Source organism: Leptolyngbya sp. ST-U4, from assembly GCF_039962215.1.
In the GTDB taxonomy this organism is placed as follows: Bacteria; Cyanobacteriota; Cyanobacteriia; order Elainellales; family Elainellaceae; genus Leptolyngbya_A.
Window position 1 is genome coordinate 62,569 of sequence record NZ_JAMPKZ010000007.1, and the last position, 11,926, is coordinate 74,494.

Here is an 11,926-nt window from a genome sequence, read left to right on the forward strand (position 1 = left end):
AAAACTTAGAACTCGTTATCATAAAAGAGTAGATTTCCCAATCAAGCATTCTGTGACTCATTCCCCGATCGTCCTCTGGTATCGTAACGATCTGCGCCTGCACGATCATGAGCCGCTGCACCGTGCCCTGCAATCCGGTACGTCTGCCGTGATTCCGGTATATTGCTTCGACCCCCGGCAGTTTGGCGAAACGTCCTATGGTTTTCCGAAGACGGGCGCATTTCGTGCTCGATTTTTGCTGGAAAGTTTGGCGGATTTGAGAAATTCCCTGAGGGCGATCGGCTCCAATTTAATTATTCGGATGGGAAAGCCAGAAACGGTTCTGGCAGAAATCGCGCAGGCAACGGGAGCAACGGCAATTTATTTTTCAAAGGAAGTCACTTCAGAAGAAGTCGCCGTTGAGCGGGCAGTCGCCGCAGCCGTCCAACCTTTGAACGTAACGATGCAACCCTACTGGGGCGTGTCGCTGTATCACCCGGATGATTTGCCGTTTGAAATTTCCCGCGTCCCGGAGCTGTTCACCAATTTCCGTAAAGAAGTTGAGCGAGCAGCAACGGTAATTCCGCCCTTTCCCAAGCCCCAATCTCTACCCCCGCTCCCAACCCTTGAACCCGGAAACCTGCCCGAGTTGAGTGATTTAGGGCTGGAAAAACCTGCGTTAGACGATCGGGCAGTGTTGCCGTTTAAAGGAGGCGAATCTGAAGCTCTGGCGCGGCTGCATCACTACTTTTGGCTAAACGATCACCTGAAAGTCTATAAAGAAACGCGCAACGGCATGCTGGGCGCAGACTATTCCACTAAATTTTCGCCCTGGCTGGCAAATGGCTGTTTGTCGCCGCGCTATGTCTATAAACAGGTGCAGGACTACGAATCGCAGCGATTTAAAAACGAGTCAACCTACTGGCTCATCTTTGAATTACTCTGGCGTGACTATTTCCGCTTCATTTCTGCCAAACACGGGAATAAGATTTTCTTTGCCTCTGGGCTGCAAGGCATTAACATTCCCTGGAAAGAAGACTGGCAGCGGTTTGATCTCTGGCGGGAAGGCATGACCGGATACCCGCTAGTGGATGCGAATATGCGCGAACTGGCAGCGACCGGCTTTATCTCGAATCGCGGCAGGCAAAATGTGGCAAGCTTCCTCACCAAAAATCTGGGTATTCATTGGATGATGGGCGCGGAGTGGTTTGAGTCGCTGCTGATCGACTATGACGTAGCCAGCAATTGGGGCAACTGGAACTATACGGCAGGCGTGGGTAACGACGCCCGTGGATTTCGCTTTTTCAACATCACCAAGCAGGCAAAGGACTACGACCCCCAGGGTGAATACGTGAAACACTGGCTGCCCGAACTGGCAAACGTCCCCGCTAGCAAAGTCCACGAACCCTGGAAGCTTCTGCCCGTAGAGCAACAGCGATTTAATATGCGACTGGGCGTGGATTATCCCAATCCGATCGTCGATCTGTTCAAATCTGCCGAAGCAAATGAGCGAATTTATGATCAGGCGATGCGAAGCGGTTCCCCCGCTGGGGTAATGGACCAATCCACCGACCCGCGCAGGCAGGGTAACTCTCGCAACCGCTCAATGCAGCGTCCCCAACCCTCCCGGAGACGATGAACTTGCTGAAGGGTTGTAGTCAAGATTGTGCTAAAAACTGCTAAAGCTTGATCTTGATTCCGTCGGCAGGTGTCATTTTCTCGGTCAAAATTGCAGTTCCGTTTAAGGGAGCCTCTGAAGTGACCGGAGGGGCGATCGACGGATTCGAAGGATAGCTGCTGCCGTCAAACTGTAAACGGGCATAGTGAGGCGTTGCGCCGCCCCCCTCCACAAAAATCATTAGATCCTTCCAGCCTGCGGTTGTGTCCTGAGCAATCACCACCGGAGGATTCACCAGCGTCATGCGAGAAACCATCTCATAGCTCTGTCCGGCAGGTTCCAGAATCAGCATCGTGCAGCCACCCGAACCGCAGGTGTAAGACCCCATCAGATAAACCAGGGCTTCGGGTGCGCCGTCGTCGTTCAGATCCACGCGATTGTAGGTGTAGCGCATTGATTCCAGCAAAGATTTATCGCCGCTGCGGTCTACCATGATATTGACGATCGCCGCTTCCAGAGCTGCATCTGCTGCGGTCGCTGAGGAACGATACTCAATTTGTCCCAGTCGAATTCCGTCCGGTGTGGGTAAGGGAGAATCAGGGTAAACGGCAAGCCCATCCGGCTGAACCGAGCTATCTTCATCCGGTTGAGGCGTAGAAGGTCGGGCAGCAGGCTTCGGAGTGGCGGCAGGAGGAGTTAGGGGCTTGCTGGGCGTTGCCGGAACGGGCTTGGGAATCTCTGAGGAGGCGATCGGCGTGGGGCTGGAAAGCGGACTGGGGGACGGCTGAACCGGGGTTGGCTCTGTTGTTCTTGTCGTCGTCGAAACGGTTGCTTTACGAGAATCGCAGGCAGTCAGGCTAAGGGTTGCTGCCATCAGCGCAGTCGAAATTAGCAATGCAAAGCACTTTCCCCAACGGGGCGATCGAACAACTTGAAGCGGAAGGGCAGAACGTGACATAGCCGTTGTCTCAGCGGTATTTCTGGTTAGTGATTTAGACTGAGCACGAGGAAAAAGGTTTCTGCGGGAAATTGGGACAGTTTTGCTCAAGTTTGCTCTAGTTCACTCAACTTTGCTCTAGAGTGAAGCGTCTTGGGTTATCAGTGACGACTTGATGAGCTGCGATCGCGATTCTTTATTGCAATTTCTTAGGGTACTTCAATGGCGTACATTCAATAGCACGCATTCAGTGGCGCACATTCAATAGCACACAAAGATTGGGGTAGGCTGCATTAGTTTTCGGACGGGCAGATTACTTTGTCATCTTCAATGCGAATCTGAGCAGGCGTAATAGGAAGATCGGTGGTGCAAATGGTTGCATGAAGAGAAGCTGTTTTTAGAAAATCACTGGATTGAGCAACGGATTTTGCCTGCCGGGTGTAGACAATTCCGATAAAATTTTGAAGCCCTGGTTTTGTGGCAGTTGCAGTAATAATCGACCGATCCGGCTCGGTTGGAATGAGCTGATACTGATAGTGATTATTAGACTGAATTGGCAACTGAAGCTGATTTACAGAATCGGCAAATTTATGATTTTCTAGCCAGTAGGCCTGCTGGCTGCGGTTAATTGCTTCGATCGCGGTTTTAGCCTGCGATTGGGAGAGCGTATCAATTTGGTTTTCGTACGCGGTGATCAGAATTGAATAGCTGCCTGCAACAAAGCCGATCGCCAGATAAAAAGGACTGGCAAGACAAATGCCGACAATGCAAAGAATCTTTGCGGTTTCAGAAGCAGACTTCGCGCCCTCATAGTCCTGCTTTTGATACTGCAACTTAACTCGTCTGGAAAAAATCAGGGCAGCAATGCCGAGCGGTAAAAATGCTAGAAATGTGGTCAATAAAGCCAGAGCAAAATAGGGACGAGGACGGCTTTTGGTTGTGCCTGCTTCAGCAGAATCAATCTGGATTGAAGGAAGTTTGCTCGAAGGTTTTGGTGGCGCAAGCTGAACAGTTTTTGTCCAGGTCAGGGTGTGGGTATCGCTTTGTTTGCCATGAATCTCAAGCCGATCGATTGTCGAAATTTCCAGTTTTTCGATTCCCTTCTGAAGCGACTTCGCGATCGACTGTGGCGGAACCTCTGCCCCTTCCAGCAAAATTTTGAGGCAGCTTTCATGCCGTATCAGTTTCGCGGTGATGGAGTGGGGCTGAAGCGATCGGTTGATCAAAAGGGCGATTGCTTCTAGATTTCCTTGCCTTGCAAGCTCGAACAGCGTTGGCTGACCCATTGCCCGTGAAATGTTCCAATTTAATGTTCCAGTGATGGCAGATCTGCTCTGCGGGGTGGGTCAGTTGCAGTCGGCGGTGCGGTAGATTCGGTTGATTCTGAAGACGATTCTGCACTTTGTCCTGAAGCCTGCTCCCCCGATTCTAAACTGGGGGCAAAATTCTCAACCAGGGGAGTTTGTCCGACGGGTTCTGCTTTTTTGACGCGCTTGATCGGTAAGTTGGCAATCAAAACTGTGGTTCGCTGATCATTCTCTAGCGCAAAGTCTGACTCGCCTGGCTCGATTTCGACATAGCGTGAGACGACTTCTAAAATCTCCTCGCGCATCTTTTCCACCATTGCCGGAGACAAATCAACTCGATCGTGTGCCAGAACAAGCTGAAGCCGTTTACGGGCAGTATCACGGCTGCTGTTGGCAGTTGCGCTGCGCGAGAAAATGCGATCGAGGAATTGCTGAAGCATGGGACAGGTAGCGCGTAGCAGGTTAGGAAAAGGCAAAAAGACGATCGGTGACGGTCAAGGATAGCAATAAGAAGCGGCTGTGCAGCAGCATGAGCAATCCTATTTACGGGAGGGACGGAAGATCCGCAAAATGCGAGAGAGCAAATCCTCTTGCGGAACGGTCAAATCTAGGAACGGAACGGTTTCTCCTTCCAGTCGGCGCACGATGTTGGCATAGGCTGCTGCCGCCAGCGAAGGCGTTTCAGACAACACTAACGGTTCACCCCGGTTCGTTGAGACGATCACTCTCTCATCATCAGGAACCACACCAATCAGCGGAATTGCCAAAATTTCCTGCACATCTTTAACCGACATCATCATATCCTGCTCGACCATCGCAGGCCTAATTCGGTTAATAATTAGGTGCATTTTTTTAATATCGTTAGCTTCAAGCAAGCCCACCACGCGATCGGCATCTCGCACGGCAGCAACTTCAGGCGTGGTGACAATAATGGCTTCTTTTGCAGCGGCGATCGCATTCAGAAAGCCCATTTCAATGCCGGCAGGGCTATCGATCAGGATGTAGTGAAACACTTTGCTCAATGCACCAACCAGCTTTTTCATTTGCTCTGGCGTAACGGCTTCTTTGGTGCGATTTTGTGCCGCCGGCAGCAGGGCAAGATTGGGCTGACGCTTATCTTTGACCAGTGCCTGATCCAGGCGGCATTCGCCAGCAAGCACCTCGATCGCCGTATAGACAATTCGGTTTTCTAAACCCAACAGCAAATCCAGGTTTCGCAGCCCAAAGTCAGCATCAATTACGGCAACCTTGTGCCCCCGCTGAGCCAGAGCCATGCCCAGATTCGCAGTAGAAGTCGTCTTACCAACGCCTCCCTTGCCCGATGTCATTACAATGATTCGACTCATAGGATCTGAACGTACGTGAAACTGCTTTTGTTGGCGATTCGGTTAATATTACGCGATGTGTCAAGCGATCGTCTTGAGCCACGATCGGTCTAAAGCATCAAATACAGCGTTAAAGGTAAGATGTAACCCTGCAATTGACTCAGTAATTTGCTTTAATTTGCTTTTCACACGCAAAAGAATAGCGCAATTCAACCTGAATAAATCTAGCTTGAATATCTCATTCTAAATATTGTTTTGCCGAATCGAACAAAAAACTTACAACTCGCTGCAAACTTCCTGTATCGCGGTGCATTTTTTCAGGCAAAGCCACTAGGAAAACAGCAGATCTTTAGAGAAATCGGTTCGGCGAACAATTCGAATACTGCCGTTCATCACATAAGCTACTTCCGGCTGATATTGGCTGGGCGGCGTTTCGGGAGCACGAGCCATCAGGTCGCCAATCCGAATCTGAGTCGGTTCCATTCGCAGTGCCATGACCAGACAGCGCAAATTGCCCGATGCACCCGCCTGTACCACACCTCGCAGCGTTCCCCACACCAGCACATCTCCGTCTGCAATAATGCTGCTGCCCGGATTCACATCGCCCAGCACAATCACCGTGCCGGGATGCCGAATTTCAATCCCAGAGCGAACTGTTGTTTCCAGATAGAGCGGCTCTGCAAGTGCCTGTCCGCTTTCGTCGGACTGATTCAATCGGGGAATCGACGACTGTTGCTCAACGGAAAATCCGAGCGTGGCAGCGGCGACTGCCGTTTGTCTGCGGCTGGTATAAATGCGCTTTAGCTCCAGTTCTGCCTCACCGAGAACATCATTAATCGCCTGAATCTGACGCCCATCCAGCAATCGATCGCGAACAATGAGATGTACGGGCGTTCTCGGCTGCCAGAAGCGTTCTCCAGCGTTCAGGCGTTGCTTGAGCTGTTGCCAGATATCTGTCCACGCCGTCGCTGCACCAGGCGTTTCTAAATCAGGCGGCAAAAGCAGCAGCAGTCGCCCATTTTCACCTTTGAGGCGCACCTGAGGCACTTCTTTTGCATCCAGATTGGGGGCAGTGGGCTGGAGTTCTCCATCAGAGGCGATCGTTGACAGTGGAGCGGAAACTGGAAAATCTGAGTTCATGCAGCGTGAGTCCGTTAAGACAGTTAAAGATTAGCAGGAAAAAGTGGGGAAGGGGGAGTGGGGAGGGGGTGGATGGGGGAGGGGATAGATTGTTCGTTCAAGATTGTAGGGCAAGCGTTGTTTGGAGATTGCTGCGTCTTGAACGCTTTGAGGATGGATGAGCAAGTTTATTTTAGAAGTGGGTCGGGCTGGGTTAAGGTTCCTGTTTGCTGAGTCGCCGATACACTTCTGCCAGTGCTGCTCGATCGCCGACGTTGCCAGGAAACAGAACGACGGGAAGCTGGGGAAAGCGGGGATGATCGGCAGAGGTGCGGACAACGGAGACTCCGGGCAGAATTTGCCCCAATAGTCGAGCGGTGGTGAGTGCCAGCCCGGTGCTGAGGGTGTCGTTTGAGGTGATGCCGCCTTTGCTGATCAGGAAGCCGATCGTCTCTGGTAATCCTTTTTCGATGTCCATCAGCAGGGCTGAAACGGCAATGCCGAAATCGAGGCGGGTTTGAATATCGGCAAAGGTTAATTCTTGGCGGCTAGTGTAGATGACGGGCGTTTTGCCTGCCTGGTGTGCTTGATGAGCGCGATCGAGCGTTTGCTGCAATAGCTCGGCACGCTCCATCGCGGATCCTTCCAGGAGATGAACGACATCGACTTCGATCGCTTCAACTCCAGGGGCTTTTAGCAGGTCTTCGAGCTGCTCAGTGGTTTTTTTCACATGGGAACCGACGATCACTGCGCCCGGTTTTCCATCCCGCACATAGGCTGCCATGTCCTCCGACGCGACGGCTTGGGGCGGTAGGGCAGCAAGAGCAGTGAGCAGGCTGGCAGCACTCCGAAACAGAAATCGCTTTCCCTGACGGGCGGCTTGCAGCACATCGGTGGCAAACTGATTCAGGTCTGCCTGCGTTTCAGCATCAACGACAACACACTGATTATCCTGAAGCTGCATCAGGCGATCGAGCGTTCCCAATCGAATATCCGCCAGCAAAAAGCGATCGACCTGCGAGGCAGGAATGCGTCCCCTGGTTTTTTCTTCCACGTAGTCCGGCAAATAGCTGTGCCGATAGCCAAACACTGAATCTTTCGCAAACTCGGTTTCGTGAACCGGAGTGGGTACGTCATTCACCACCAGATAATGCACGCTGTCGCGGGTGAATCGTCCGCCCTCAAAAAAAGCTGGCGTGAGGAAATGGGCATCAAACGGACCCAGCTCCTCAGCGATCGCATCGGTTTCGATCGGGTAATGTCCGCGCAGGGTGGAGTCCGATCGGCTAACCACCAGGAAATCTTGAACGCCTGCTTCTGCAATTGCCTGTTTCAGATTTTGGCAAACTTCTCGCGTGGTGGAGAGTGCTTTCTCTGGAGTGAGTGCCCTGGTGTTGGTCAGCACAAAGAAAATGGGGGACTCGTCGGCTAAGCCCGATCGCAGCGTCTCTACGTCCCATTTCATCAACAGTAAACAGCCATGAACGGTCTGCGACCCAGTTGGATCGTCGTCCAACACAACAATTTTGGGCTTTATTTTGGGCTTTGAGGTCATCGCAATTTTTTGTGGCGTAGAGCAGGTTTATTATGGCGTGAATTGAGGGAGTGGATGAGTGAATGAGTATATGAGGGGGGAAGGGGGTGAGGAGATGAAATGGAGGGGGTGAGAGAAAGTGATAAGAAGGGGGTGAAGTGGGCAAACTGTGGTCGGAGAGGCTTTAGGATGGACGGGGAATGAGCGATCGCTTTACAGCAGGTTGCGTTTCAAACGTAAATTCTCAGGTGTGATACCGTTCATTTCGCTGCTTTAGAGCTATCATCTCTGTCAATTGACCGATCGGGTAGGGTATTTCTGCTTTGCCGATCGGGTATGATTCCCCAACGGGCATCGCCCTGGATTAAAGGAACAATCAGGGACAGCGCAAGTTTATATAAGAGGTTGCAAGAGGCATGGGGCAACTGAACGATCGATCCGCAGAAATGGGGTCGCAGGAAAACGAATCTCAGGCAGCATCGCGCCATTCCAGCGACGCAGAAGATGTGCTGCAAACCATGACGCAGGATCTTCGCAGCCTCCAGCAAGACCTGATCGCTCAAATGAGTCACGATGTCCGCCGCTTGCAGGCAGAAAAATCGCGCTTATTAAACGATATTGAAAAGCTGCAAAATCAGCAGCAAATGCTGGAATCTCAGTACGAAGTTGCCCTTTCTCGCCATCAGCTTGCCCAACAGCAAACCTGGGCAAAACAACTCGCTCTCACCCTGGCAAATCATCTTCACGCTGCCCTCAGTCAGCGAATTAATCAGATGGTGACGGTTCAGCAAGTTCAGCAAGACGCTTCGGGACCCAGTCTGCCACGAATTTCGAGCAATGGCGCGATCGAATCCATAGAGGCAAACCGCTTGATGGTGTCGCTGGATGAAACGGTAAATCGCACCTTTTCAACACTCAAGCATGACTTGTCGAGCTACGAAAGTGCCTTGTCGCAGCAGATCGATCGAATGCACAACCTGGGTCAGCAGGGAGAAGTAATTCTGGAAGTGCTGGTTAAGCGCATCAGTCAGCAGCTTCAGCTTGAAATGACCCGCAGTGGCGCAATTCCTGCCAGTCCTCCCGCTCATCTTTCTGTTTCGCCTACTCCGTTTACGGCTGAATCGTTGCCGAATCCAGAAGCAAATCCGTTTGAACCGATCGAGAATCCCTATGCTGCCCCGGCTCCTGAACGAGTGCCTGAGCCTGTGCCTTTGCAGGGAACGTCTTTGCTGCCCACGCCTCCAGCAGTCGCACCTGAGCCGGTGATGGTTCCGCTTCGCTCTCCTGCCGATCCGCGTCGTTTGTCTCATTTTCAAATGGGACTCCTGCTGATTTTGCTCTCCACGCTGTCGCTGTCGTTGCACAACGTTCTTGTTGGCATTGTGAGCAATCCCAGCCGCTTGTTTGGCTTGATTCCGATCGGCGGTTTTATTAAGTTGAACGGGTTTGGCAGTTCGCTGCTAATTTTGTGGATGCGGATGCTGGTGGTCGTGCCCTTGATGGTGTGGCTTGCCCCCAGACTATATAAAAATACCTGGCACGAGATTCGGGGCTTCTTTCAGTCAAAAGATCGAATATTGCTAGGCAGCGTTCTGGGAAGCGGGTTTTTCCTGTTTCTGTCACAGGTTTTGATTTATATTGCGATCGGTCAAATTGGCCCTGGTGTTGCCGTCACGGTTCTGTTTATGTATCCCCTGGCAACGGTGCCGCTAGCATGGTATTTATTTGGCGATCGACCCACACGGCTCCGGCTGCTGGTGATGGCAGCGATTCTGTCGGGCGTTGTGTTTACGGCTGCTCCCAAACTAGGGACGGCGGGCGTTTCCTGGAATGGCATTTTGACCGCAGTATTTTCAGGTATTGCGTTTGCGTTCTACCTAATTTCGATGCAAGTTAGCTTCCGCAAGCTGCACCCGGTTCCGGTCAGCCTGATCCAGTTCTCCAGCATTTTTATTTTTTCCAGCGTTAGTCTCATTGTGCTGGGCGTTGAAGTTGCCCCAACCAATCGCACCGGGCTGGCGATCGCTGGACTGCTGCTGGGCGGACTGACGCTGGCAGGCTATTTGTTGAATAACTTTGGCGTGCGGTTTATGGGGGCAGCCAGAGCGTCGATTATTGCCGCGAGTGGTCCTGCGCTCACCGCATTTCTGGCATTTTTGCTCACTCCCGGCAGACACACTGCCTTGCAAAGCGTCCAGATCCTGGGAATACTGATTGTAACGCTCGGTGTCACTGCCCTCAGCTTTGAACGAATGCTGCTACAAAATCGAACCACTCGCCAACCTAAACCCTCTAGTCAGGTCAGCTAGGAATTTGGGTACTTCAAAGTCCCTCAGCATCGGGGGATTTAGGGGGCAATTTTTAGGGGGTAATATAGATACTTGCGGCTTCTTAAGCAGCTTATCACTCGTTTATCATTACTCGTTCATGGTGCGATAAGTTGCCACCGCGGAAGGCGAAACGCGATTCAGATAGCGGAAGATCCAGTATTTGAAAATCGTGTCGAGAATCACCGGAAAAGTGGCAATAAACAGGAAGATAAAATCGCGGTTTGCGGGCAGCCCAAAGTGTCGGGAAACCCCTTCGAGAATCACTTCCCAACCGTGAGGGGAGTGAAAGCCGACGAAGGTATCGGTAAACAGGATGATGATAAACGCTTTAGCACTGTCGCTTAAGCCATAAACAAGCTGATCCATAAAGGATTTCAGCACAGCAATTTCGCGCTTTCCGGTTGCAATTATTACGGCAAACGCCATCACCCCAAACAAATCAGCAAACACATTCTTGATTGCATCCGAGCCGCGATCCCGATAGTCCTGCTGAATTTCAGCCGCTCGATCGCGCACCTGCTCCACGATTTCTTCCTCGGTTTTAGGCTCCTCTTTACCAATCAAAATTTCAAACCGAATTCGCTGTTCAAATCGCTGAAGTTCGTTCAGTGCTTCATCTTCTAACTCCTCGTTGAGAAACACCTGAACCTGCTCGTTACCAGCCCGGTAGCCATCGACGATCGGACCAACAATAAAATTTTTGGCGAGTTGCAGGGTTAAGAGCGGAATAATAATCAGCAGCAAAACAAATCGGATTGCGGTGATCGTGCGAGATTTTGATTTGCGAAAATCCCGGACGAGTTCTTGCTCTGCTTCAGGATCAAGCTCTCGCCGAACCCGATCGACCGTCTCCAGAATCGATCGCGGCAGTACCCCGGTTTTATCCGTCAGGGACTTCATATCTCGCTTGGCAGCCCGCTTGGGCAGTTGATTTCCCGGAGACACGATCGGCGGCTCGGTCTGACTCAGCTTCTGCTCGGTTTTGGGTTGAGCGTTGCTGAGCTGAGGAGGATTGGGCTGAGCATTGGTCACAATCATCACTGAACCGGGATTTGGCTCAGGATTGCTGTACGGTGCCAGCACTTCATCAATAAAGCGCAGCTTTTTGAGAATTAAATTAGGGCGATCGATTACATTTACGGTAAGACGATTACTTTGCAGTTCACCAGGAGAGTAATTACTGCTGTTTTCTTCGAGTTGAACTTCGGTAATGGTTTGATTTGAAAGACGGACGATCGAGCTGCTTGCTTTGAACTCAAATAAACGGATTCTAATAATATCAAGATACTTTTTTAGCTCTTCTTTAAGATAAGTTCTGGCACTTTGGCTATAGTCACCGTTTTCAAGCGAAATTGGATTTCCATCAAAGTGAGCGTCTTCTAATGCTTTGATGGCAAGTGCCGCTTCGTAGGCCTGATCGAGGGCGCGTTCGGGAGTTTTTTGCAGCCAGCGATTAGCAGAGCGAAAATACTCCTTGAAAGATGCAAAAGCCGAATTTCTCATTGGGGCAATAGGATCGTCTGACATGATGCGAAGTGCGGATTCAGGATCGTTGAAAAGGCAGCAGAACGGGTTGAACAGCAGTTTTAACGATCGATTTGCTTTATAAATTAGCTGGTTTCAAAAGAACCAACTCAAACTTCAGGTGCTTCTGGAGCAGTGATGTGAGGCAGGTTCTGCTTTAGGGCGATCGGGTTAGGTATCAACGCTACGGATCAACCAGTGAATCCAAACGATCGTTTATTCTAACGTTAGATTAGAAATGATGATACCAAGC

Annotated in this window: 9 protein-coding genes; 2 read left to right on the forward strand and 7 right to left on the reverse strand. The window is 51.1% G+C overall.

Annotated elements, in window-relative coordinates; all coding sequences use genetic code 11:
* Window positions 1–52: 52 nt before the first annotated feature.
* Window positions 53–1,618 (forward strand): DASH family cryptochrome, encoded by a 1,566-nt coding sequence (locus NDA02_RS13025; protein ID WP_190793166.1) that lies wholly within the window; start codon window positions 53–55, stop codon window positions 1,616–1,618.
* Window positions 1,619–1,658: 40 nt separating this feature from the next.
* Here NDA02_RS13025 and NDA02_RS13030 read toward each other — a convergent pair whose 3' ends face one another.
* From NDA02_RS13030 to NDA02_RS13055, 6 genes are all read right to left on the reverse strand, one after another.
* On the reverse strand, window positions 1,659–2,555 hold the full coding sequence (locus NDA02_RS13030; RefSeq protein WP_190793165.1) for a hypothetical protein: 897 nt from the start codon (window positions 2,553–2,555) through the stop codon (window positions 1,659–1,661).
* Between the two features lie 272 nt (window positions 2,556–2,827).
* Window positions 2,828–3,820: a type IV pilin-like G/H family protein gene (locus NDA02_RS13035; RefSeq protein WP_190793164.1), complete on the reverse strand. Its 993-nt coding sequence runs from the start codon at window positions 3,818–3,820 to the stop codon at window positions 2,828–2,830.
* A gap of 20 nt (window positions 3,821–3,840) precedes the next feature.
* Window positions 3,841–4,281, reverse strand: a complete 441-nt coding sequence (gene minE, locus NDA02_RS13040) for a cell division topological specificity factor MinE (protein ID WP_190793163.1) — start codon at window positions 4,279–4,281, stop codon at window positions 3,841–3,843.
* A gap of 99 nt (window positions 4,282–4,380) precedes the next feature.
* The gene (gene minD, locus NDA02_RS13045) at window positions 4,381–5,187 is read right to left on the reverse strand and encodes a septum site-determining protein MinD (RefSeq protein WP_190793162.1); all 807 of its coding nucleotides are present in this window, start codon (window positions 5,185–5,187) and stop codon (window positions 4,381–4,383) included.
* Window positions 5,188–5,496: 309 nt separating this feature from the next.
* On the reverse strand, window positions 5,497–6,306 hold the full coding sequence (gene minC / locus NDA02_RS13050) for a septum site-determining protein MinC (RefSeq protein WP_348247599.1): 810 nt from the start codon (window positions 6,304–6,306) through the stop codon (window positions 5,497–5,499).
* 193 nt (window positions 6,307–6,499) lie between these two features.
* Entirely contained in the window at window positions 6,500–7,840 is a 1,341-nt protein-coding gene (locus NDA02_RS13055; protein ID WP_190791320.1) for a four-carbon acid sugar kinase family protein, read from the reverse strand.
* Window positions 7,841–8,235: 395 nt separating this feature from the next.
* Between NDA02_RS13055 and NDA02_RS13060 the strand changes: the two genes are divergently transcribed.
* On the forward strand, window positions 8,236–10,128 hold the full coding sequence (locus NDA02_RS13060; RefSeq protein WP_242067256.1) for an EamA family transporter: 1,893 nt from the start codon (window positions 8,236–8,238) through the stop codon (window positions 10,126–10,128).
* Between the two features lie 108 nt (window positions 10,129–10,236).
* Here the strand turns inward: NDA02_RS13060 and NDA02_RS13065 are convergent, their stop codons facing one another.
* Window positions 10,237–11,676 (reverse strand): proton extrusion protein PcxA, encoded by a 1,440-nt coding sequence (locus tag NDA02_RS13065; RefSeq protein ID WP_242067255.1) that lies wholly within the window; start codon window positions 11,674–11,676, stop codon window positions 10,237–10,239.
* Window positions 11,677–11,926 lie beyond the last annotated feature (250 nt).